Origin of the sequence: Niveibacterium sp. COAC-50 (assembly GCF_013184235.1) — a bacterium.
In the GTDB taxonomy this organism is placed as follows: Bacteria; Pseudomonadota; Gammaproteobacteria; order Burkholderiales; family Rhodocyclaceae; genus Niveibacterium; species Niveibacterium microcysteis.
This window is the reverse complement of record NZ_JABCJM010000005.1, coordinates 21,248-44,693: the sequence shown is the minus strand read 5'-3', so window position 1 is coordinate 44,693 and position 23,446 is coordinate 21,248. Positions and strand designations below refer to the sequence as shown.

Sequence of the window (23,446 nt, the reverse complement as noted above, 5' to 3'; positions counted from 1 at the left end):
ATCAGCTCACCCGTTTGACCGTGGCACCCAGCGCGCCGAGCTTTTCTTCCAGCCGCTCGTAACCGCGATCGAGGTGGTAGATGCGGTCGACCAGGGTTTCACCCTCGGCCACGAGGCCGGCGATGATCAGGCTTGCCGATGCACGCAGATCGGTCGCCATCACTGTGGCGCCCTGCAGTTTGTCGACGCCGGTCACGACGGCGGTGTTGCCGTCGATACGGATGTTGGCGCCGAGGCGGATCAGCTCGACCGCGTGCATGAAACGGTTCTCGAAGATCGTCTCGCGGATGATCGCGGTGCCGTCAGCCACCACGTTGAGCGCCATGAACTGCGCCTGCATGTCGGTGGGGAAGGCCGGGTACGGTGCCGTGCGCAGACTGACCGCCTTGAGCCGTGCGGGGGCCTTGAGCGTGATCGCGTCGCGCTCCGAACCGATCTCGCAGCCGGCATCCATCAGCTTGTCGACAACCGAATCACTGTAGTTCGTACTGGTGCCGGTGAGGCGCACCTGGCCGCCGGTGACCGCCGCGGCGCACAGGTAGGTGCCGGTCTCGATGCGGTCCGGCATGATGCGGTGCGTCGCGCCATGCAGCTTGGCGACGCCACGGATACGGATCACGTCGGTACCGGCGCCGGAAATCTGGGCGCCCATCGACACGAGACAGTTGGCCAGATCCACCACTTCCGGCTCGCGTGCGGCGTTCTCGATCACCGTTTCGCCGTCGGCCAGGCAGGCCGCCATCATCAGGTTCTCGGTGCCGGTCACCGTGACCATGTCGGTGAAGAGCCGCGCGCCGCGCAGCTTGCCGACCTTGGCGTCGATGTAGCCGTGCTCGACCTGCACTTCGGCGCCCATCGCCTGCAAGCCCTTGATGTGCTGATCTACCGGCCGCGCACCAATCGCGCAGCCACCCGGCAGCGACACCTTGGCATGACCGACGCGCGCCATCAGCGGGCCGAGCACCAGCACCGCAGCACGCATGGTCTTCACCAGCTCGTACGGCGCGAGCGGGTTGTCGAGGCCCTTGGCATCCAGCGTCACAGTGTCGCCATCGCGCTCGACCTTCACGCCCATCTGCGCGAGCAGCTTGAGCATGGTGCCGATGTCGTTGAGACGCGGCACATTGGTCAGCACCAGCGGTTCATCCGACAGCAGCGCGGCACACAGGATCGGCAGTGCGGCGTTCTTGGCGCCGGAGATGGCGACTTCGCCGGCGAGCGGGCGGCCGCCGGTAATCAGCAATTTGTCCATCTTATTCGCCGAGCTCCTTGCGGAACGCGGCCCATTGTTCGGGGGTGTAGGTAGTCAGCTGCAGCGCGTGAATCTCGTTGCCCATCAGCGGGCCCAGCGTGGCATAAACCGCCTGATGCTGGCGCACCCTCGGTTTGCCTGCGAACTCGGCGCTGACAACGATGCCGGTGAAATGCACACCGTCGTCGCCCTGGATCTGGATGAAATCGCAGGGCAAGCCTTGCGACACGAGACGTTCGATTTCTTCAGCCTGGAACATGATCTTCTTGGTTGGTGGCGACGCGAACGTTCGCCGTCAGCCGCGCAGCTTGTACCCGGACGCCAGCATGCGCAGCGTCAGGGCCGCAAGGACGGCCAGAAACACGGAAACGATCGAAAGACTCAGCCACGGCGAGACATCGGAAACACCGAAGAAGCCGTAGCGGAAACCATCGATCATGTAGAAAAACGGATTGAAATGCGAGACCCGGTGCCAGAAAACCGGCAGCGAATGCACCGAGTAGAACACGCCGGCCAGCATCGTGAGCGGCATGATCAGGAAATTCTGGAAGCCGGCCAGCTGATCGAACTTCTCGGCCCAGATGCCCGCGATCATGCCGAGCGACCCCAGGATCGCGCCGCCGGCCAGCGTGAAGGTCAGCACCCACAGCGGCGCCTTCGGTGCGACGAACACAAAGATCAGCGACGCAAGCCACACGCCAAAACCGACCAGCACGCCACGCAGCACCGAAGCCAGCACATACGCGGCGTAGAACTCGCGATACGAAATCGGCGGCAGCAGCACGAATACGATGTTGCCGGTGATCTTGCTCTGGATCAGTGATGAGCTGCTGTTGGCGAAGGCGTTCTGCAGCACCCCCATCATCACCAGCCCGGGGACGAGAAAGGCGGTGTACTCGATGGCGCCATACACGGTGACATGCGGATCGAGCACATGCGAGAAGATCATCAGGTACAGCACGGTCGACAGCACCGGCGCACCGATGGTCTGGAAACTGACTTTCCAGAAGCGCAGCAACTCCTTGTAGAGCAGCGTTTTGAAGCCCGAGAGGTTGGCGCCGCTCATCCGGCCCTCCGCATCACATCGACAAAGACCTTTTCGAGGTCCGGCTGACCCACTTCAAATTCGGTAATCGCGGCGCCGGCGTCACGCAGCGCCACGAGGCGGTCGAGCAGGACCGTGTAATCGTCCGAGGCGAACACCCAGTGCTCACCGTCGCGCTCGGGCGCCGCGCCGGTCAAACCGGCCGGCAGGTCGCCGGCGATCCTGACGCGCAGCGTGTGGCCATCGACCGCGCGCAGAAGATTCGCGGTGTTGTCGAGGGCAACGATACGACCTGCTTTCAACATCGCGATGCGGTTACAGAGCGTCTGCGCCTCTTCGAGGTAGTGCGTCGTCAGCACGATCGTGTGACCTTGCTCGTTGAGTTTGCGCACAAAGGCCCACAAGCCCTGCCGCAGCTCCACATCCACGCCGGCCGTCGGTTCATCCAGCACGATCACTGGCGGGCGATGCACCAGCGCCTGCGCGACCAGCACGCGGCGCTTCATGCCACCGGACAGTTGGCGCATGTTGGCGTCGGCCTTTTTCGTCAGATCGAGGCTGGCGAGCAGTTCATCGATCCAGTCGTCGTTGCGCTTGAGGCCGAAGTAGCCCGACTGCAGGCGCAGCACTTCGCGCACCGAGAAGAAGGGATCGAACACCAGTTCCTGCGGCACGACGCCCACCATGCGGCGCGCTTTGCGGTAGTCGTCGACGACGTCATGCCCCATCACGCGGATGGAACCTGCGCTAAGGCGGATCAAGCCCGCCAGGGCCGAGATCAACGTGGTCTTGCCAGCACCGTTGGGGCCCAGCAGCGCGAAGAACTCACCCTGCGCCACATCGAGATCAACCCCGCCAAGCGCCTGCAGGGCGCCGTAGTGCTTGACCGCCCCGCGAACCGAGATCGCGGCGGTCACTGTGCTGCCTCGCCGAGCGGCAACACGTCTGCCAGGTCATAAAGTGCTGCGAGCGAGCGCAGCTGTGGAGGCACGCCCTCAATACGAAGCGTGCGCCCGCTTCCGGCTGCGCGCATCCACGCCAGCACAACGGCCAGCGCCGCCGAGTCCACCGAGGTCACGCCTGACAGATCGATCACGCGGCCCGCACTGCATTCGACCTGCCCGCACAGGCGCCGGCCGGAGTCCAGCAAGCTGGCGGCCGTCTCCATCGTAATCGGCCCTTCGATGATCAGGCGCTCGCCTTCCTCGCGGATCATTTCTTCGCCGCGCCCTCGCCGCCAGCGGCGTTCTGTGCGTTCTTGCTGCGCAGCGACTTGATCAGTCCGTCGATGCCACCGGCCTTGATCTCTTCACCGAACGCATCGCGGTAATTCGTGATCAGGCTGACGCCAGCGACGGCCACGTCATAGACCTTCCACTCCTCACCCTTCTTGTACAGCGTGTAGTCCACCGAATCCGGCGGTGAGCCCGCCTTGCGGACCTCGGAGCGCACGGTGACTTCGGTGTCTTCCGGTTTCAGCTTGAGCGGCTTCACGGTGATCTGGTGATCCTTGAATCGCACGATCGCGTTGGCGTAGCTGCGCACCAGCAGGGTCCGGAACTCGGCGGTGAGATCCGTCTTCTGCGCCGGCGTAGCGCTGCGCCAGTCGCGGCCGACCGCGAGCGACGTCATGCGTGCGAAGTCGAAGTTCGGCAGCACCTTGGCATCGATCAGCTCGAGCGTCTTGCGCATGTCGCCGGACTGGATGGCCTTGTCCTGTCGCACGATCGTCTGCACATCGGTGGCCACCGAGCGGATCAGTTCATCCGGGGCGGTAGCCGCCAGGGCGAGCTGCGCGGCACCAACACCCGCCACGATCAGCGCGCTGGTGAAGATCCTGTTGAAGAACCTGCGGTTCATGCTTACTCCTTCTTCGTGACACCCGCGTCAGGCGCGGCGTCGGTTTCATCCCACACGTCGTCGTCCCCTTTGGGGCGCGGCGGATTGCCGTCGTACACAAGGTTCTGCCTGCGTTGCAGGTAGAAGTTGCGGATGAAGACGTACTTGTCGAGGGCGGCCTCATCGAGAGCCTTCTCGGCATCAAGCAGATTGGCGCGGTCGTTCACAACTTCAAGCCCTGCGAGCGAATTCCGCACCGCAACGCTTTCGATCACGAGATGGCGCCCGCCGGTGTAGTAGTCGACCGGCAAGGCCGCCGTGTCACGCAGCGTGCTCGGGCCCAGCAGCGGTAGCACCACATAAGGCCCGCTCGACACGCCCCAGCGACCGAGTGTCTGGCCGAAGTCCTCGTTGTGACGCTCCAGCCCGAATTCCGAGGCCACATCAATCACGCCGAGGATGCCGAACGTGGAGTTGAGCGCGATCCGGCCGACATCCGACGCGGCCTCGCCCAGCTTGCCCTGCAGCAAATTGTTGATGACGTTCGGAATATCGCGGAAGTTGTTGATGAAGTTGCCGAAGCCCACCCTCGCAGGTAGCGGCACGGCCGCGGCATAGCCCTGCGCGAGCGGCTTGAGCGCGACGCGATCAAGCCCGTCGTTGAAGCTGTACATCGCCCGATTGAAGGGCTCGATCGGGTCGGCCGTCTGCGCCACCGCGGGCACGGCTTGCATCAACAGCCAGAGCCCTGCGGCGAAAATCGAAGCGCGCATTACTTGCCTCCTTGGGCTCCCTCGGACGCCTTGTCGAACAGGAAGCGTCCAATCATGTCCTCAAGCACCATTGCCGATTGGGTTTTCGTGATGGTGTCACCGGACTTCAGGTTCTGTTCGTCGCCACCCGGCTTAAGTGCAACATATTGTTCGCCAAGCAGGCCGGCGGTGTTGATGGTCGCAAAGGTGTCGCGCGAGAAGGCGTAGCGCCCATCTACCGAGAACGTCACGGTGGCCTGGAAATGCTCGGTGTCGTAGCGGATATCCGTCACACGGCCAACCAGCACGCCCGAGGCCTTCACCGGCGCACGCACCTTGAGCCCGCCGATATTGTCGAAGCGCGCATGCACCTGATAGGGCTGCTGGATCTTCTCGCCACCGAGGTTGCCCACCTTGAGCGACAGGAACAGCAACGCAATGATGCCGATCACGACAAAAACGCCGACCCCGAGGTCGATCGTGGAACGATTCATGAAAGCTCCCGAAACATGAACGAGGTCAGCACAAAATCGAGCGCCAGAATCGCCAGCGCCGAACTGACCACGGTGCGGGTAATCGCGCGCGAAATGCCTTCGGCCGTGGGCACGCAGTCCCAGCCTTCGAACACCGCAATCAGCGACACCGCCACACCAAAAACGAAACTCTTGATGACCCCGTTGACGATGTCGTAGCGGAAATCCACGGCCGCCTGCATTTGCGACCAGAACGAACCGCCATCCACACCGATCAGCACGACGCCGATCAGCCAGCCACCGAAGATACCCATCGCCGAGAACAGCGCCGCGAGCAAAGGCATTGCGAACACGCCCCCCCAGAAGCGCGGCGCAACGACGCGGGAGATCGGATTCACCGCCATCATGTCCATCGCCTTGAGCTGCTCGGTCGTCTTCATCAGGCCGATTTCGGCTGTCACCGCAGTGCCAGCGCGGCTCGCAAACAGCAGGCCGGCCACGACGGGGCCGAGCTCGCGCGTCAAAGACAGGGCCACGAGCGTGCCGAGCGCGTCACTGGAACCAAAGCGCTGCAAGGTTTCAAAGCCCTGCAGGCCGAGCACCAAACCGACAAACAGGCCCGATACCGTGATGATGAGCAGCGACAGCACGCCGCTCATGTAGATCTCGCGCATCGTCAGGCTGCGGAAGCGCCGGAAGCTTTGCCCCGAGTACGCCAACAAGCCAAAGAAGAAGCGCGCGGCAAAACCGAGCCGCCAAACCGCGTTGATTGCCCAAGCGCCGAGCCGGGATACCGTTTTACGCATCGCGCTCAGACCCCTTCTGCTCGCAGCAGGCTCGCCGCGTAGCCCGGAGCCGGATAGTGGAAGCGCACCGGGCCATCCGCCTCCGAATAGATGAACTGGTGGACATAGGGATCGGACGACGCGCGGATTTCGTCCGGCGTACCCTGCGCAACCACCTTGCCCTCGCCAATGAAATACACGTAGTCGACGATCGCAAGCGACTCGACAACATCGTGGGTCACGAGGATCGACGCCGCGCCCAGCGCATCGTTGAGGCGGCGGATCAATTGCCCGATAACGCCCAGCGAGATCGGATCAAGCCCGGCAAAAGGCTCGTCGTACATCATCAGCATCGGATCGAGCGCCGTTGCCCGCGCCAGCGCCACGCGCCGCGCCATGCCACCGGAAAGTTCGCTCGGCCGCAGCTTCGCCGCGCCGCGCAACCCCACCGCGTGCAGTTTCATCAGCACGAGATCGCGGATCAGTTCTTCCGGCAGTTCGGTGTGCTCACGTAGCGGAAACGCAACGTTGTCAAAGACAGACAAGTCGGTAAACAAGGCGCCGAACTGGAACAGCATGCCCATCCGGCGCCGCATCGCGTACAGCGCATCCCGCGGCAGCGCGGCGACGTCCTGGCCGTCCACACGCACTTCACCGGCCTGAGCGCGCAGTTGCCCGCCGATCAGCGACAGCAGCGTCGTCTTGCCCGAGCCGGAGCCGCCCATGATCGCAACCACCTTGCCGCGCGGCACGACGAGGTCGACACCACGCAGGACCTGGCGGCCCTGGTAGGCAAACGAAACATTGCGGACTTCGACAAGCGCGTCGGACACGGCGTGAAGGGGGAAGGCGGAAGGGGCGCGATTTTATCAGAGCCTGCGCCCGAACCCTCGGCAGATGTGGCGTTGCAACATCATTTACTCACGGCAACAGGTATTCACGCGAGGCGCGGCAAGCCGCTACACTGTAAGTGTCCAAATTTCGACACCTGCCGATGCCCGCTCCACCCGACGACCGCCCCCTGCTATTGCTCGTCGACGACGACACCTCGATCGTCGAGACCTTGGCATGGGCGTTCGGGCCGGATTTTGAAACGCTGACCGCCGGCTCGCGCCCGGAAGCGCTGAACTTGCTGCGTGGCTGCAAGCGGCCGATCGACGCTGCCCTGATCGACCTTGGTCTGCCGCCGGTGCCGCATCGCCCGGACGAGGGCCTTGCGCTCGTCAACGAGCTGATCGCTGCGGCGCCCGACCTGCATATTGTTGTGCTCTCCGGCCAGGACGCGATGGCAAGCGCCCGCCACGCCCGCGCGATCGGCGCCTTCGAGTTCCACCCCAAGCCCTCGGCGCCGCCCGTGCTGCGGGAAGCCTTGCTGCGTGCCGTAGCGCGCACACGCCAGGCGCGTGCCCGCAAGCCTGACGCGGTAAAGCTTGTCGGGGAGTCGCCGGCGATCGTCGCGCTACGCCAGCAATTGCGACGCCTGGCAGACGCCCCCTTCCCCCTGCTGCTGGAAGGTGAATCCGGCACCGGCAAGGAACTCGCCGCCCAAGCCCTGCACCAGACCGGCTCGCGGGCCGGAAAACCCTTCGTGGCTGTGAACTGTGCCGCCATCGCGCCCGGCCTGATCGAGGCTGCGCTGTTCGGCCATGCGCGCGGTGCCTTCACCGGCGCCACCGCGGCGCGGACCGGCTTTTTCGAGGAGGCGGGCGACGGCACGCTTTTCCTCGACGAAGTTGGCGAACTACCGCTGGAACTGCAACCCAAGCTGCTGCGCGCGCTGGAGAACGGCGAGTACCTGCGCGTCGGCGAGACCGCCGCGCGGCACGCAAGCGCTCGCGTTGTCACGGCAACCAACCGGAATCTGCGCGACGAGGTGAAAGCCGGTCGCTTCCGCGCCGACCTCTACCACCGCCTCAGCGTCCTCACCCTCACGCTGCCGCCGCTGCGCACGCTGGGCGACGACCGTTTCGTGCTGCTGGAGCACTACCTGCCGCAGCTCGCTGCCGAGTCCGCGCTGCCGCCCTTCGCGCTGGACCGCGACGCGCGCGCACTGTGGGGCGATTACGCTTTTCCCGGCAATGTGCGCGAACTGCGTAACATCGTGCTGCGCCTGCTGGCCCGCCACGCCGGCGAGACCGTAGGCCGCGCGCAACTCGCCGCCGAACTGGATCTCGACACCGGCCCACGCGCCAGCGCCGATGAAATCGACGCGCTGCAGGAGGGGTTCTCACTGGACGAGGCACTACGCCGTACCGAGCGGCGTTATATCGAATCGGCCCTCGCACTTGCACGTGGCAGCATGTCGCAAGCCGCGCGTCTGCTGGGCATCAACCGCACCACGCTGTACGGACGTATCGGCGTGCTGGGCCTGCGCATGCCCGCCGGCGAAACCCGCGAGGACTGACGCGTGAGCGCGGCGATGTACCTCGAACATTACGGCCTCAGCGAGGCGCCGTTTCGAATTACCGCCGACCCCGGCTATTTCTTTTCGGGTGCCGAACGAGGGGCGACACTCGACGCCCTGCTCTTCACGTTGCGCTTCGAGGAAGGCATCGTGAAGGTCACCGGCGAGGTCGGCGCAGGCAAGACGATGCTGTTGCGGATGCTGCTGGAACGCCTGCCAGCCGAAGCGCTGCCGGTTTGGCTCGCAAACCCGTCGCTGACGCCAGAGCAATTGCTGCAAGCGATCGCCCGACAAATCGGTGTGCCGCCCGATGCCCAGTCCGAGAATCGCTTGCTCGACGCGATCGAGCAGCGCCTGATCACACTCTATGGCGAAGGCCGCCGCGTCATCGTGCTGGTCGATGAAGCGCACGCCATGCCGAGCGCTTCGCTCGAGCAAGTGCGGCTGCTCTCCAACCTGGAAACGCCGCGGCACAAACTCCTGCAGATCGTGCTGTTCGGTCAGCCGGAACTCGACGCGCTCCTCGCCGGGCCGACGCAACGCCCCTTGCGCGACCGCATCACGCATCACTTCCGGCTCGCCCCCCTGAGCGCCGCCGAGACCCGCGCCTATCTGCTCCACCGACTGCAAGCCGCGGGCCACCGCGGACGCCCGCCCCTCTCAGTTCGTGCGATGAATGCCATCAGCCGCAGCGCCGCCGGGCTGACGCGGCGTATCAACATCCTCGCCGACAAGACGCTGCTTGCCGGATTCGCCGCCGGGAAACACGACATTGGCCTGCGCGAAGTACGCCTCGCCGCGCGCGATGCGGGCCTGCCTGATCCGTTGCCGATACGCAGCGCGGCAGCGCTGGTCGCGCTCACAGTTACCGGAGTAGCCGCCTTGCTCTACGCAATGCCTGGCCGTATTGCCAGCGGAACCAGTGCAACTGCAGCGCCCACCGCCGCGCCGGAAGTACCGGCCGCCAGGGCCGCGGTCAGCCCGGCCGCCAGCGCAGCAACGATGAAGACTGCGCCACCACATGCCGACCTGCTGGGCAGTTTTGTGGCGGAACGCTTGATGCAGTCCCGCGACTGGGTCGCACAGAGCAAGGGGGAGCGATGGACGGTGCAAGTGGGCGCGGCGGCTCCGGAGCAGGCTCGCGAGCTTGAAGCGCTGATTCACCGTATCGAAGCGCTCGGCGACGGCACCCCGGTCAACTTGTATGCGGCGCCCGGCACCCCCGTCGGCCGCATCGGCGTCGTGTGGGGCGACTTTGCCAGCGCCGCCGAGGCACGCAGCGCGGTGGCCGCCGCGCCCGACTGGCTGCGCATCGCGCGTCCTTACGTGAGGCCGATTGCGAGCATACGGCCAGCACCCCGCAAGGCAAAAACTGCCAAGGCCGCGCCGGCCGCGGCCGAATCGAATTCGGTTAAGATGGGATTCGATCCCACCGCCCCAGAGGAAGCCGGACCCCGTCCATGATGCGACGCGCTGTTTCCGCCCTTTCCGCCGCCACCCTGCTGGGCCTGGCCGGCTGTGCGCAAAACCCCGTTCAGCCGGATTCGGCCAAACATATCGCCGCTGCGCCGGCCACCGCGCCCACCGCAGCCGGCACACCAGCCCCGATCCCCGACCCGGTCGCGCAGAGTTTTGCGCTGCCACGGCCCAAGGCCAGCGCCCATACCGATACGCATTCGGTGGTCGTACACAACGTGAAGGTGCAGGATCTCCTGTTTGCCCTCGCGCGCGACGCCCGGATCAACGTGGATGTGCACCCGGGCCTGGAAGGCACGGTCACGCTGAACGCGCTGGACCAGACCCTGCCGCAACTGCTCGCTCGGATCGCCAAGCAGGTCGATATGCGCTGGGAAATGCAGGGCAATACCTTGCTGGTGATGCCGGACTCGCCCTTCCTGCGCAACTACAAGATTGACTACGTGAACATGAACCGGGATACCACCGGGGCCGTGTCCATCCTGAGCGAGATCGCCGCCACGAGTAGCGGCGCAGAGCGGAATGGCGGTGCAGGCCGAACCGGGGGCATCGGCGGCTCGAACAACGGCTCGTTCAGCCGGGTGGAGAACCAGTCGCAGAACCGCTTCTGGGACACGCTGATCCAGAACGTCAAGGATCTGCTGCGGGAAACCGACCGGGTGATCACCGAGCCAGCCAACACGGTGGTGATCGACGAATCCCGCCCAGGCGCAGCGCAGGCCAGCCGCCAGATGGCGCGCGGCAACGCAGCGGTGCAACAAGACAAATACCAGCTCGACCGCTGCAAGAAACTCTACCCCGACGACGCTGACGCGATGCGCAATTGCTATGCGACAGCAACGCGGCGGGGCGCGCCGGATGGTGACAACGACGAGTCCTTGGGCCAATGGCCGACGCAGGTTGTGCGCTTCCGCGAATCGGCGTCGGTCATTGCGAACAAGGAGGCCGGCATTCTGGCCGTCCGTGCGACCGCCCGGCAGCACGAGAAGATCCAGGAATTCATCGACAAGGTGGTCAACAGCGCGCGGCGCCAGGTACTGATCGAGGCGACGATTGCCGAGGTCGAGCTTTCCGACAACTACCAGCAGGGCATCGACTGGAGCAAGCTGAACCTCTCTGGCACCGGACTGACGATCGTGCAGAAGGCGGCCGGCGCGATCACTGGCCCGACTTCCAGTCTGATCGAGATCGGATTTACCTCGTCGGGCGGCAGTTTCATGGGCACGGTGAAGCTGCTCGATTCGTTCGGCACGACCAAGGTCCTGTCGAGCCCCAAGATCTCCGCACTGAACAACCAGACGGCGGTGCTCAAGGTCGTCGACAACACCGTCTATTTCACGATCAACACCACGTCGAGCCAGAACCAGACGCAAACGCAGATCACCTACGACACTGAATTGCACTCGGTGCCGGTCGGCCTGGTACTGAACGTGACACCGCAAATCGCCGACAACGACACCGTCACCCTCAACGTGAGGCCGAGCCTGACGCGGATCTCGGGCTACGCGAACGATCCCAACCCGGTGCTCAAGCCGCTCGGCATCACGAACCAGGTGCCGATCATCCGCTCGCGCGAGATCGATTCGGTGATCCGCGTGGAGAACGGCAACGTCGCCGTGATGGGCGGGCTGATGGAAGACGCGATCGACCTCAACAAGGACACGGTACCGGTGGTCGCCGGCCTGCCCTTTGTCGGCGCCTTGTTCCAGAACCGCAACGACACCCGCCGCAAGAGTGAGCTGGTGATCCTGCTGCGACCGACGATCGTGCGCCAGGCGAGCCTCGACGGCGACTATCGCAACCAGCGGGGCAACCTTCCCGCAACCGACTTCTTCAAAGGCGAAAGCGGGCCCAGCCTGCTCAACCTCGAACAACTCCCGTCGCCGGCGAGTGCCCAGTGAGCCTGCTGATCGACGCGCTCCGCAAAGCCGAGGCAAACCGCCAGCAGGCGGGCAACGGCAATGCCACCACCGCGGCAGAAGTGGCCGAGGCGCTGACGCTGGAGCCGATCGATCTTGACAGCGCGGACCTGCCCAAGGCGACCCCTGCCGGTGCACCACGTACCGCGAGCGGGCCGACGCGCCCGCCACTGCCAAGCGCCACCGCGACCGCCACCGCAGCCGCGGACGAAGCGGCGCGACGCAATGCACGCCAGTTGTTCGGTGCAAAACCGGTGCGGCGCACCTCCCCCGCCTGGTGGGCCGCGGGCATTGGCGCGGCGATAGCCGCTGCCGGCGTCGGCTATGTGTGGTGGCAAACGCAACCACGCAGCCTGGGCGTCGTCACGCCAATCAGTGGCGTCGCGCCTGCCCGTGTGACGGGCAACCCCGAACCGATCGCCGAACAAACCGAACCGGCGCCAACCGTAGGTGCTTCGCAGCCTGACGTACCAGTGCGCAGCGCGCCCAAACCGTCGCCGGACGCACCCAAATCGCCGCCGCGTACAGTGCGCCAGCCGGTCAGCGACCTGGTTGATGGCTCCGCCGGCGCGGTGTCAGTCCGTGCTGGCGCAACGGCTGCACGCTCGCCTGCAGCGGTCGCGATCGATACCGCCTACGCGGCTTACGAACGCGGTGATCTGGTTGTTGCGCGTGCGCTGTATCAGGAGGCGCTGCGAAGCGACCCACGCGCGGCCGACGCGCTGAATGGCCTCGCCGCCACTGCGCTTCGCCAGGGCCAGGCCAAGGAAGCCGAGCATTACTTCGCACGAGCACTGCTGAATAACCCGCAAGACCCGGTTGCGACCGCCGGCATGCTGGCGCTGGGACGGGAGGCCGATCCGATCACAGCAGAAAGCCGGCTGAAGACGGCGATTGCGGAACAGCCGGACAGCGCCGCCAACCACTTCGCACTTGGCAACCTGCAAGCCGCCGCGGGGCGCTGGCACGATGCGCAGCAAGCCTACTTTCGCGCGCACACGCTGGAGCCGGACAACCCGGACTACCTCTTCAACCTTGCGGTTGCGCTCGACCGCGTGAATCAGCCGCGGCTGGCGCGGCAGTACTACGAACGCGCGGTGCTGGCGGCAGACAAGCGACCAGCAGCCTTCGACCGTGGCGCCGCGATGCGCCGTGCGCAATCGCTCGCCAGCCAATAGCCGGATGACCGACCCGTTCTCGCTTAATCGCCAGCCCTTGGGGCAACTGCTGATCACGCAGGGCCTGATCGGCGAAGACCAGCTCCGCATCGCGCTGATGGAGCAGGCGCGCACCAACCAGGCACTCGGCAAGCTGCTCATCGAGCTGGGCTTTGTCTCGGAAAGCACGCTGCGCGATGCCTTGTCGGAAACGCTCGGCAAGCAGGCGGTCGATCTGTCGCGCGCGATTGTCGACCCGATCGCGCTGAGCCTGGTGCCACAAGAGCTGGCAAAACGGCACCGCCTGCTGCCGCTGTCGTTCGACCCGCAAGGGCGCGCGCTGACCGTGGCCATTTCCGATCTCGACGACATCGTCGCGCTCGACAAGCTGCGCAGTTCGCTGCCCGACGACATCTCGATCGAAACGCTGCTCGCCGGCGATTCCGAGATCGTCCGCGCGATCGACCAGCATTACGGCTACGAACTCTCGATTGACGGCATCCTCAACGAGATCGAGACCGGCGAGGTCGACTTCCGCAGCCTCGCGTACTCGGGTGATGAATACAGCCAGCCCGTCGTGCGCCTGGTGGACGCCCTGCTTGCCGATGCGGTGAAGCGCGAATCCTCCGACATCCACTTCGAGCCGGAAGCCAACTTCCTGCGCATCCGCTACCGCATCGACGGCATGCTGCGTCAGATCAGGGCCTTGCACCGCTCGTACTGGGCGGCGATGGCGGTGCGCCTGAAGGTGATGTCCAACCTCAACATCGCCGAAACGCGCGCGCCGCAGGATGGCCGCATCTCGATCAACATCAGCGGCCGGCCGGTGGACTTCCGCGTATCCGCACAGCCGACGATCCACGGCGAGAACATCGTGCTACGCGTGCTCGATCGCCAGAAGGGCATCGTGCCGCTCGATGATCTGGGGCTGGCCGAAACCCAGCTCGACATGCTCAAGCTGATGATCGCGCGGCCCGAGGGCATCATCCTCGTCACCGGCCCGACCGGCAGCGGCAAAACCACCACGCTTTACTCAATCCTTCGCCACATCAACGACGAAGGCATCAACATCATGACGCTGGAGGATCCGGTTGAATACCCGATGCCGATGATCCGCCAGACCTCGATTTCGGAAGCCACGAAGCTCGACTTTGCGAACGGGGTGCGCGCGATGATGCGGCAGGACCCGGACGTGATCCTGGTCGGCGAAATCCGCGATGCAGACACCGCCGAGATGGCCTTCCGCGCCGCGATGACCGGCCATCAGGTGTATTCCACCCTGCACACGAATTCCGCACTCGGCGTGATCCCACGGCTGCTCGATATCGGCATCCAGCCGGACATCATGTCGGGCCACATCATCGGCGTGGTCGGCCAGCGCTTGGTGCGCAAACTGTGCCCACACTGCAAGCGCGCCCGCGCGCCCGAGGCCTTCGAGCTGCGATTGATGGGCATCGCGCCGGAGCGCGCACCCGCTGCGATCCATGAACCGGGCGGCTGTACGCGCTGCGAATTCCAGGGCTTCAAAGGCCGCAGCGCGATCATGGAAGTCGTACGCATGGATGGCGACCTCGATGAGTTGGTCGCACGCCGCGCCACCTTGCGCGAGATCCGCAACGCCGCGCGCGCCAAGGGCTTCCGTACGCTCGCCGAAGACGGCGTGCGGCGCGTTCTGGACGGCACGACCTCGCTGGCGGAGCTCGCCCGCGTCGTCGACCTGACCGACCGCATGTCCTGAGGCCAGCGCAAGTCATGGCCGTGTTCGCCTACCGCGCAATGAACCGCACTGGCCGCGTGATCCGCGGCGAGATGGAAGCGATCAACCTGGTCGACCTCGAGCTGCGGCTGCGCCGCATGGACCTCGACTTCATCAACGGCGAAGCCGCCCGGACCGGCATCGCATGGCGTCGCGGCAAGATCCCGCGGCGCGAGCTGATGCACTTCTGCTTTCACCTCGAACAACTGACACGCGCCGGCGTGCCCATCCTCGAATCGCTGTGCGACCTGCGCGACTCCACGGTACATCCACGCTTCCGCGAGATCGTGGCGGGCCTCGTCGAGAGCATCGAAGGCGGTCGCAGCCTCTCGCAAGCGATGCAGGAACAACCCAGCGCGTTCGATTCGGTGTTCTGCGCGCTGATCCGCGCCGGGGAAGCCACCGGCAACCTGCCCGAAGTGCTCGGCGCGCTCAACGAATCGCTCAAGCGCGAGGATGAACTGGCGAGCTATACACGGCGACTGGTGATCTATCCGAGCATTGTCGTGACGGTGATCTTCGCTGCCATCGGGGTGTCGATGATCTACGTGGTCCCCGAGCTATCGCGGCTGTTTCTATCTACCGGCCAGCAACTGCCGCTGCACACCCGCGTCCTGATCTGGGTTTCGCAGATCGTGAGCAGCTACGGCGGCTGGCTGCTCGCCCTGCTAACTGCAAGCGTGATCGGGGTTCGCCTGCTTGCGCTCAATCACCCGGGCATGCAGGTACGAATCGACCGCGCGAAACTCTCGGCGCCGCTGTTCGGCGATGTGTATCGCAAGATCGTGCTGGCGCGCTTCGCATCGCTGTTCTCGATGATGTATGGCTCCGGCATCGCGATCATCGACGCTGTGCGCATCGCGCAGGATGTCGCCGGCAACAAGCTGGTGCAACGTGCGCTCGGGCAGGTAGAGCAGCACATCGCCGAGGGGCAGAACGTCACCGCCGCATTCGGCAAGGTCGGCCTGTTTCCACCGCTGGTCACGCGCATGTTGCGCATCGGCGAGAACACCGGCGCGCTCGACAAGGCGCTCGAGAACGTCAGCTACTTCTACGAACGCGATGTGCGCGAATCCATCGCGCGCGTGCAGGCCATGCTGGAACCCTTGCTCACGCTGCTGCTCGGCGCCCTGTTGCTGTGGGTGATGATGTCGGTGCTGGGCCCGATCTACGACATCATTACGCGCATGAAGGTCTGACGTGTCCCTGCGCCATCTGCTCTATCTCGATTCGGGCGGGCTCGCCAGTTGGTTCTGGCAGTCAGGCGAACTCAGCCCCGGCCCTCGCTTTGAAGGCGATGACGCGGGACTGGCCAGCTTCAGCACCTGGCTTGAGCAATGCCGCGGCGCGCACTTCACGCTGCTGGCGGACTGTGTGGAAGAGGGTTTCCAGGTCGATACCACCCCGCATGTGGTCGGTCCGGATCGCCGCGCGCTGATTGCACGAAAGCAGAACCAGCATTTCTACGGCTCGCCCTACGCGACCGCGATCTCGCTCGGGCGCGAACGCGCCGGGCGCCGTGACGAGCGCATCCTGTTTGCCGCGCTGACCCGCCCCGCACTGCTTGACCCCTGGATGGAGCGGCTGCGCACCGCCGACGTGGTGCTGACAGGCATCACATCACCCGCACTCTTGCTACAGCACGTATTGCGGCAGCACGTGCGCAGCCACGCGCGCCTGCTTGTCGTGACCCTCACGCCAGCGGGCCTGCGGCAAACACTGTTTGAAGACGGCAACCTGCGTTTCTCCCGCTTGGCCACGAGCGCCGAGTCGCATACGGCGGCCTGGGGCGCGGCGATTCCGTTCGAAGTCCAGAAAACTTACCAATATCTGGTGACTCAGCGCGTCATCGCGCGCGGCACCCCGATCGTCACGGCCGTGCTGGCGCACGAGGGTGACATGGCCGCGGTTCGCAACGCCTGCGTGGATTCCGATGTGCTGCGTTACGTCTTGGTCGATCCGGTCGAGCGCGCGCAATCGCTCGGGCTGCGTCGCCCTCCGGCAGACTCGGACTCAAGTACCTTGCTGCTGCATGTGGCCGCGCGCGAGAACAGCGCCGCACAGTTCGCCCCTGCGCGCGATCGGCTTGCCTGGCGCTGGTGGGTCGCACGGCGCATCGCCGTCGCATGCGGCCTCGTCGGCATGAGCGCCGCCCTGCTCTTCGCCAGCAAGACAGTATTTGACACACGGGCGCTGCGACAGTCGATTGAGGAAATTGGACTCGACACCCAAGCACGGCATCTGCGCTACGAGCGGCTGCTCGCAACCCTGCCGAAACTGCCGGTATCACTCGACGCACTTCAGGCCGGCATCGGCGGCTTCGAACGCTTCGACCACCTGGCCCTTGGGCCTGCGGATTCACTGGTACGCCTCAGCCGCGCGATCGATCGTCACCCGGGTATCGAACTCAAGCGCCTTGAATGGTCACTCGCGGCCGAGGCGCTGGACCGCGCCAACGGCGCACGCCCGGCGAATACCACGACCGCACCAAACGCCCCATCGCAGACACCGGTGCGCGACATGCTGACGCTCGAAGCCACCCTGCCCTCATCGGCCGGCCTGAGCCAACGCGAAGCAGTCATGGCAATCAACGCCCTGCTCGACGATATCCGGCGGGAAGGGGCCATCGAGGCCAGCATTGTTCGTTTGCCGTTCGAGTACACGTCGGACCGTACGTTGCGCAGCAGCACCGGGCCGCGCGAACCAGAATCGCGCTTCGTGCTCAAGGCGAGCTATCCGGAAGGGAGGCCGCTGTGATCAACGCCCCGGCCATGCGCCGCTTCGTCATCGCCCTACTGCTGGCGGCAAGCATGATCGGCATCGGCTTTGCCGCGCTGTCGGTCGCTCTGCACGGCAAGGAGCAAGCCGAAATCGACTATCGCCGCGCCAACGACGAACGCACCGCGATTGCGTCGCGCCTCAGCCGCGCCCAGCAGGACGAGCCAGAGATCCGACGCGCATTGGCGCAATACGAAAACCTCCGCAAGCAGGGTGTAATCGGCCCGGAACGTCGGCTTGAATGGGCCGAAGCGCTTACGCGGGAACGCGCGCAGCGCAAGCTCTCTCAACTGGAGTTCGAGCTCGCGCCGCAACGTGTGCTCTCAACCGCCACGCCGGAACTGCCGCTGCAGGCCAGCACGATGACGCTGCGCGCCCAACTCTGGCATGAGGGTGACCTCTTGCGCCTGCTTGCCGACCTTCGCGGGATCCGCAGTGCAACGGTGCTACCCCGACGCTGCACACTCGACCGCGGCACCGATGCCGCGGCGGATGGCGCTCCCGTGTCGGCGGTTTGTGAGCTAGACTGGATTACGCTTGGTACTCCAGGCCCGCACACGCCATGAAACTCACCCCCCTGATCCTTCTGCTCGCTGCCGGTACGGCATTCGCGCAAAACGCGACGCCGGACCCTTCCGCGCCGCTAGGCCGCCTGTTCAACAGTGCCGAACGACGTGCCAAACTCGACGCCATGCGCGAACGCAACGTCGAGCCAGGCGTCGCCGCGCCGGCGGAGACCGAATTGCGGCTGGACGGCATCGTGCGCACCAGCGACGGCCGCAGTACGGTGTGGGTGAACGGCGTTGCACGCAATGACCGCGCCTCGGTACTCAAGATCGGCGAGCGCAGTGCGCGCGTCGCCACCGGAAACGGACAATCCATCGAATTGCCGGTCGGCGCTTCGGTCCGCATGGTTTCCGACGACGGCACACGGTGAAGTCAAAGGGCTCTGGCGGCTTCGCGCTGCCGATCCTGCTGATCCTCTTGAGCGCCATTGCCGCCTTTGTCGCGGTCAAGACCTTGCATACCTTCGGCAGCTTTGAACTGCGCGCGAGTATGCGTACCGACAAGGCACTCGCGCAGACAAGGGACGCATTGCTTGCATATGCCGCATGGGAGGATGAGTCACCCGGCGCACTCCCGTGTCCCGACCTCGACGGCGACGGTGACTCCGATTCGTGCGGGGGCGGCGGGACGGTCAGCTTCGGACGCATCCCTTGGAAGACCCTGGGCATCCCCCCGCCAAGGGACGCCGCAGGTGAGTGCATCTGGTATGCGCTCTCCGCTGGCGCACGCAGCAGCGCAATCCAGACGACCTCCCGCGGACGCACGCAACCGGCCATCAATCCGGACTATCTGGGCGATCTTCAATTGCGCGACGCCGCAACCGGAATTTCGTCGCCCGCAATCGCAATCCTCATTGCGCCAGGAAGGGCCCTCACTGGTCAGGCTCGCGCAGCCTCAAGCACTGGCTGCAATGGCGGCGTGGCGACGGACTTATTTGAAGCCCGTGACGGCATCAACAACAGCGCTGGCGGCACGACCTACATTACAGGCGCGGCAGACGACACTTTCAACGACCGCGCGGTCGCAATCGACAACGCGCGTTTATTCGCCGCTGTTGCGCCCCGCATTCTGATCGCGTGGGCGGGCACCGGCGCTGCGCCCGACAACGGTTTGCGAAGGCTCGTCAACGCCGGGCAGCCTCCCACGAGCTTCATTGCTGGCGAGACACTGCTTTTTCCGTTCGTCGATGGTTATTCGGTCAACGCGAATGCCGCCGACGCATTTGGGAGGGGGCTGACGCTAACGGTTGAAGACGGATCATCGCCCTCTTGCGTTAAGGCAGTTGAAACTGGCAACTACACCATCGAATGGCTGTGCTACAACAATTGGCAAACGTACACCCACGCCAGCCTGGACGAAGCTGGAAACTTGGCGCTGTCGCTGCGGGGATGGCACCTTGCCGTCGACCCGGCAACTTCGCCAAGACCCATGCGGGACACCCACTGATGACGCCCCAAGCGAGACCAAATGGCTTCACGCTCATTGAATTGGCCGTCGCGATGACCGTGATTGCAATTCTTGGCGCCAGCGTGCTTTTAGCCGTACGAGTACAGCTAACGCAGAGGCAGATATCGGAAACGCGCGCCGCACTTGAAGACGCCCGGGAAGCGGTGTTGGCGTTTGCTGCGGCCACGGGCCGACTTCCCTGCCCCGCAGTAGGTGGCGCACCTGGCCAGGGAGGTGAAAGCGCGCTCACGCCGCAGGGATGCAGTAAGGCCCGCGGACTGCTGCCGTGGGAGGCCTTGGGCCTCACGGCCGTTGATGGTTGGAACCACCGACTCGCCTATCAGGTCACCCAGGGATTCGGCGTTCCCGGCTTCAAAACGGGGGCGAAGATCGGCCTTGAAGCCGAGGGGGACATCGTCCTCCAGAACATTGCTGGCGCTTCATTGGCAAGTGCCGACGCGGTGGTCATGGCAATCTGGTCAGTTGGTGCGAACGGCCGCTTTGGCACTAACCCCGACGGCTCGAGCGTTGCCGGCATCGCCGGCGGCGCTGCCGAGGTTGCCAATGATCCGAACGCCAGCACCACCACCAAACTGATCTCTGATACGCCCGTTGAAATCGCCGGGCAAGAATTCGACGACGAGGTGATCTGGATCTCGCGCTATGTGCTGTTCAACCGCATGATTACCGCCGGCAAGCTGCCTTGACCCGCGTCGCGTTACGGCGACACACTGTCTGGCATCATGCACAGCACGATGAGCTTCATTGAACGCCTGCGCAACGCGGGCATCACCCCCAACGACAGCGAGGAGCTGCGGCTGCAGAAGGCGCTGCTTGTGCTGGCGAGCGGCCTCGTGTCGGTCGCGGCAATCGGCTGGCTGCTGATCTACTGGGCGCTTGGCCCGAAGCTATCGACCACCCTGCCCTTCGTACTGCAGGTGCTGGTTGCCGCGAACCTGTTGATCTACGCCGCAAGCGGGAACTTCGCGGTGTTCCGTTTCAGCCAGCTGGCGATCTTCTTGTTCTTCCCGTTCATTGCACAGTGGGCGCTGGGCAATTTCGTCACCGCGTCCGGCGTCATCCTGTGGGGCTTGCTCGCGCCCGTCGGGGCACTGCTGTGTGCCGGGCCACGCGAATCGGTGCCGTGGTTTGCCGCCTACGTTTTCCTGACCCTGCTGACCGGTACCTTCGACTTCCTGCTTGCCGATTACCTCGTCGCTGCACCGTCGCCCGTGCCGTTGAAGGCCTCGATGGCCTTCTTCACGCTCAACTTCGCCACCATTTCCACGATCGTGTGGCTGCTGATGCGTTTCGCTATCGTTGAGCGGCAAAAGGCGCGCGGCGAGCTGGAAGACGCCCACCGCCAGCTGCATGTCGAGCAGGAGCGCTCCGAGCGCCTGCTGCTCAACATCCTGCCTCACCCGGTTGCACAACGGCTCAAGGACGATGACTGCACGATCGCGGATGGCTTCGCCGAAGTCACCGTCATGTTCGCCGACATTGTGAACTTCACCGAACTGGCTTCGGACATGACGCCGCAGCAGGTCTTCGGCATGTTGAACCGGGTCTTCTCGCAGTTCGACGAAATGGCCGAACGCCTCGGGCTCGAGAAGATCAAGACGATCGGCGACGCCTACATGGTCGCGGGTGGTCTCAATACCGATCTGCGCGACCCCTGCGAGGCGGTGGCACAACTGGCGCTCGACATGCGCGACTGGCTCGCCGGTGCGGGCGCGCGTGGCGCCAATCCGCTGCGGGTGCGGATCGGCATTGGTACCGGGCCGGTGGTCGCCGGCGTCGTCGGCAAGAAGAAGTTCATCTATGACCTTTGGGGCGACACGGTGAACCTCGCGAGCCGGATTACCGGCGAGGGCGCCCCCGGGTCGATCCAGTGTGATGCCGCCACCTACGACCGGCTCCGCAATCGGTTCGTGTTCGACCCTCCGCACATTGTCCCGATCAAGGGCAAGGGAACGGTCGTAGTGCACCGCCTGTCAGCCCGTCGCGACCTGGTGGAGATCGCGCCAGATCTGCCTCAGCGCGTCGTATCGCCGGCCTGAGGGCGATCCAGGCGGAAGCAAACTCCGCCATCCCGGTTTTCAGCCAGCCGCACACGCCACCCCAACAAGGCGGCCTCGCGCGAGAGTTGCATCAGCCCGACACCGAGCCCCGCGTCCGATGCCACCGGCTCGCGCATCAGGCGCGTGGCACGCTCCGATGGCACCGCCATGCCGTCATCGCGAACCTCAAGCGCAAAACCACGCCCCTCCCCGCACAGATGTACCGCAATCGTTGGCCGGCCGCGGGAATCAGCTTTGTCGCGTGCGTTCTGGACACAGTTGTCGACGAATCGATCGAATAGGCCCGCCGGCACGCTCAACATCGGATCAGGGCTACCGACGCACGCCACATCGTGCAATCGCGCCTGCAGTCGCGCCCACCAGTCAGGCAGCATGATCGACTCGCTTGCATCGGGGCCGGGCTGGCGCAGCTTGTCCAATGTCAGCCGCAGACGCGCGGCCAAAGTGGGCAGCTGGCGCTGGATCAGCGCTTGCGTTCCCTCAGGGTCGCGAGCAAAACCGCTCTCCGCCGCGTAGAGAATCGCCTCAAAGGACTGCAGCAGATTCTTTACATCGTGGGTCAGCCGCGCGCCAGTCTCATGGATCGCTCGCAAATAGCCGATCTCAGCAAGGTCGGCAGCCTGCCGCCGGGACACCAGGAATTCGGCAAGGATGTTGACCATCAAATCCCAGCGCCAGAGCGTGACCGCATCCGCCGTGCCGCGTGTGCCAATGGTCACCACCAGGTCACCGTGTGCAATCCGGTTCGTATGGCGACCGAGGCGCCCGACACTCCCATCAAGCCCCGGCTCTGCTTGCCAGGCGACACCCGTCACACCGGGCAACTCCAGCATCCGACTCGCCGCGGCGGCAAGAAAGGCCGTCGCCGAGGGCGCATTGCGCGCTTCTTCCGATACCTCGCCCAGCCATTCCTCAAGCGGCAATGACCCAGCCAATGCGCGGCGCGACAACAGCAGCGCCACGCCGGAATAGCCCCCCCTCGGATTCCAGAGCCAGCCCAACATGAGCAGCACAACGGCGACCGAGCCCACCGACTGAAGCAGCGCTCGCTCGTAAGAAGCGCCCGTCAGAAACATGAAGGCCAGCGCAGTCAGCACGATCACGCCCACCGCCAGCATCGCAGTGGCCGCGGCGGCGAAGTCCGGCAGGGCGCCCGCACGCTGCCGCCGCTTCGTCAGCGCAGCCAGGGCAACCAGGACGACGACCACGTAGCCGCTGTCACGGGCGAGCCGCGCGAGCAGACGTCGCACGTCCGGATCCAGCGGCACGCCGAGCGGCACCACCCAGGCCAGCAGAACGAGTACGAGATAGCCGAAACCGAGCAGATCGGGCAACCGGTCCCGCCGAGCGCTACGGCTGGCCGCCTGCGCAACGACGAGGCCAGCCAACATGCAGAGCCATACCGAGAGACTCACCCAGCCCAGGGCCCACTGGAAAGCGACAAGCCCCGCGAGCAGCAGCACCAGCGGCATCACATCGAGCCGGCGATTGGCCGACACCATGGGCTGCCAAAGCAGAAACGCACCCAAGTGCGCCGTCAGCAACATGCGGCCGGCCCAGCCGTCGAACCCCGCCACCAGCGCAAGTTGCAGACACGCCAACATCGCGGCCAGCGCGTGGCCTGGCTTGCGCACCGTGTCGCGCCAATGGTCGCCGGCGCTCACTGCCATTTCGACGATGCGTCCAGATTACGTCGCAATAGCGTCGAATTTTCGA

The 23,446-nt window shown here is 65.0% G+C and carries 23 protein-coding genes; 12 read left to right on the top strand and 11 right to left on the bottom strand.

The features are described 5' to 3' along the window. Position 1: 1 nt before the first annotated feature. From murA to HH302_RS17355, 10 genes are read right to left on the bottom strand one after another with little or no spacing between them, the layout of a single operon-like run. Positions 2-1,252: a UDP-N-acetylglucosamine 1-carboxyvinyltransferase gene (gene murA / locus HH302_RS17400; RefSeq protein WP_172203532.1), complete on the bottom strand. Its 1,251-nt coding sequence runs from the start codon at positions 1,250-1,252 to the stop codon at positions 2-4. 1 nt (position 1,253) lies between these two features. Beyond that, complete coding sequence (locus HH302_RS17395) at positions 1,254-1,511, bottom strand: BolA family protein (RefSeq protein WP_172203531.1); 258 nt, start codon at positions 1,509-1,511, stop codon at positions 1,254-1,256. 36 nt (positions 1,512-1,547) lie between these two features. After that, positions 1,548-2,318 carry an ABC transporter permease gene (locus HH302_RS17390; RefSeq protein ID WP_172203530.1) on the bottom strand — a complete coding sequence of 257 codons (771 nt, stop codon included), beginning with the start codon at positions 2,316-2,318 and terminating at the stop codon, positions 1,548-1,550. Then, positions 2,315-3,214, bottom strand: a complete 900-nt coding sequence (locus HH302_RS17385) for an ABC transporter ATP-binding protein (protein WP_172203529.1) — start codon at positions 3,212-3,214, stop codon at positions 2,315-2,317. Before HH302_RS17385 ends, HH302_RS17390 begins: the two co-directional genes overlap by 4 nt. Further along, complete coding sequence (locus HH302_RS17380) at positions 3,211-3,513, bottom strand: lipid asymmetry maintenance protein MlaB (protein WP_172203528.1); 303 nt, start codon at positions 3,511-3,513, stop codon at positions 3,211-3,213. The genes HH302_RS17385 and HH302_RS17380 overlap by 4 nt, the downstream gene beginning before the upstream one ends. Next, entirely contained in the window at positions 3,510-4,157 is a 648-nt protein-coding gene (locus HH302_RS17375) for a phospholipid-binding protein MlaC (RefSeq protein WP_172203527.1), read from the bottom strand. The genes HH302_RS17380 and HH302_RS17375 overlap by 4 nt, the downstream gene beginning before the upstream one ends. Before the next feature lie 2 nt (positions 4,158-4,159). Next, positions 4,160-4,909 carry a VacJ family lipoprotein gene (locus HH302_RS17370; protein WP_172203526.1) on the bottom strand — a complete coding sequence of 250 codons (750 nt, stop codon included), beginning with the start codon at positions 4,907-4,909 and terminating at the stop codon, positions 4,160-4,162. Beyond that, positions 4,909-5,382, bottom strand: a complete 474-nt coding sequence (gene mlaD / locus HH302_RS17365; RefSeq protein WP_172203525.1) for an outer membrane lipid asymmetry maintenance protein MlaD — start codon at positions 5,380-5,382, stop codon at positions 4,909-4,911. Before mlaD ends, HH302_RS17370 begins: the two co-directional genes overlap by 1 nt. Further along, positions 5,379-6,167 carry a lipid asymmetry maintenance ABC transporter permease subunit MlaE gene (mlaE, locus tag HH302_RS17360; protein ID WP_172203524.1) on the bottom strand — a complete coding sequence of 263 codons (789 nt, stop codon included), beginning with the start codon at positions 6,165-6,167 and terminating at the stop codon, positions 5,379-5,381. The genes mlaD and mlaE overlap by 4 nt, the downstream gene beginning before the upstream one ends. A 5-nt stretch (positions 6,168-6,172) precedes the next feature. Next, entirely contained in the window at positions 6,173-6,979 is an 807-nt protein-coding gene (locus HH302_RS17355; RefSeq protein ID WP_172203523.1) for an ABC transporter ATP-binding protein, read from the bottom strand. Between the two features lie 161 nt (positions 6,980-7,140). On the opposite strand from HH302_RS17355, the gene HH302_RS17350 reads away from it, so the two are divergent. Genes HH302_RS17350 through HH302_RS17295 form a run of 12 tightly spaced genes read left to right on the top strand, consistent with a single transcriptional unit; the run spans position 7,141 to position 21,709 of the window. After that, on the top strand, positions 7,141-8,550 hold the full coding sequence (locus HH302_RS17350) for a sigma-54 dependent transcriptional regulator (protein ID WP_172203522.1): 1,410 nt from the start codon (positions 7,141-7,143) through the stop codon (positions 8,548-8,550). 3 nt (positions 8,551-8,553) lie between these two features. After that, complete coding sequence (locus HH302_RS17345) at positions 8,554-10,014, top strand: AAA family ATPase (RefSeq protein ID WP_172203521.1); 1,461 nt, start codon at positions 8,554-8,556, stop codon at positions 10,012-10,014. Beyond that, a complete protein-coding gene (gene mshL, locus HH302_RS17340) occupies positions 10,011-11,927 on the top strand; it encodes a pilus (MSHA type) biogenesis protein MshL (protein WP_172203520.1) in 1,917 nt (638 codons plus the stop codon). Before HH302_RS17345 ends, mshL begins: the two co-directional genes overlap by 4 nt. Next, entirely contained in the window at positions 11,924-13,123 is a 1,200-nt protein-coding gene (locus HH302_RS17335; RefSeq protein ID WP_172203519.1) for a tetratricopeptide repeat protein, read from the top strand. Before mshL ends, HH302_RS17335 begins: the two co-directional genes overlap by 4 nt. 4 nt (positions 13,124-13,127) lie before the next feature. Next, the gene (locus HH302_RS17330; RefSeq protein WP_172203518.1) at positions 13,128-14,840 is read left to right on the top strand and encodes a GspE/PulE family protein; all 1,713 of its coding nucleotides are present in this window, start codon (positions 13,128-13,130) and stop codon (positions 14,838-14,840) included. A 14-nt stretch (positions 14,841-14,854) separates the two neighbouring features. Further along, positions 14,855-16,057, top strand: coding sequence for a type II secretion system F family protein (locus HH302_RS17325; protein ID WP_172203517.1), 1,203 nt, complete (start codon positions 14,855-14,857; stop codon positions 16,055-16,057). Between the two features lies 1 nt (position 16,058). After that, positions 16,059-17,615: a hypothetical protein gene (locus HH302_RS17320; RefSeq protein ID WP_172203516.1), complete on the top strand. Its 1,557-nt coding sequence runs from the start codon at positions 16,059-16,061 to the stop codon at positions 17,613-17,615. Continuing rightward, a complete protein-coding gene (locus tag HH302_RS17315) occupies positions 17,612-18,202 on the top strand; it encodes a hypothetical protein (protein WP_172203515.1) in 591 nt (196 codons plus the stop codon). The genes HH302_RS17320 and HH302_RS17315 overlap by 4 nt, the downstream gene beginning before the upstream one ends. Then, positions 18,199-18,573 (top strand): hypothetical protein, encoded by a 375-nt coding sequence (locus HH302_RS17310; protein ID WP_172203514.1) that lies wholly within the window; start codon positions 18,199-18,201, stop codon positions 18,571-18,573. The genes HH302_RS17315 and HH302_RS17310 overlap by 4 nt, the downstream gene beginning before the upstream one ends. Next, positions 18,570-19,649: a hypothetical protein gene (locus HH302_RS17305; protein WP_172203513.1), complete on the top strand. Its 1,080-nt coding sequence runs from the start codon at positions 18,570-18,572 to the stop codon at positions 19,647-19,649. Before HH302_RS17310 ends, HH302_RS17305 begins: the two co-directional genes overlap by 4 nt. Further along, positions 19,649-20,356 carry a type II secretion system protein gene (locus HH302_RS17300; RefSeq protein WP_172203512.1) on the top strand — a complete coding sequence of 236 codons (708 nt, stop codon included), beginning with the start codon at positions 19,649-19,651 and terminating at the stop codon, positions 20,354-20,356. Before HH302_RS17305 ends, HH302_RS17300 begins: the two co-directional genes overlap by 1 nt. Positions 20,357-20,404: 48 nt before the next feature. Further along, entirely contained in the window at positions 20,405-21,709 is a 1,305-nt protein-coding gene (locus HH302_RS17295; RefSeq protein WP_206255190.1) for an adenylate/guanylate cyclase domain-containing protein, read from the top strand. Here HH302_RS17295 and HH302_RS17290 read toward each other — a convergent pair. Then, a complete protein-coding gene (locus HH302_RS17290) occupies positions 21,685-23,400 on the bottom strand; it encodes an ATP-binding protein (protein WP_172203510.1) in 1,716 nt (571 codons plus the stop codon). The two genes, HH302_RS17295 and HH302_RS17290, sit on opposite strands and share 25 nt — an antisense overlap. Positions 23,401-23,446: the final 46 nt, after the last annotated feature.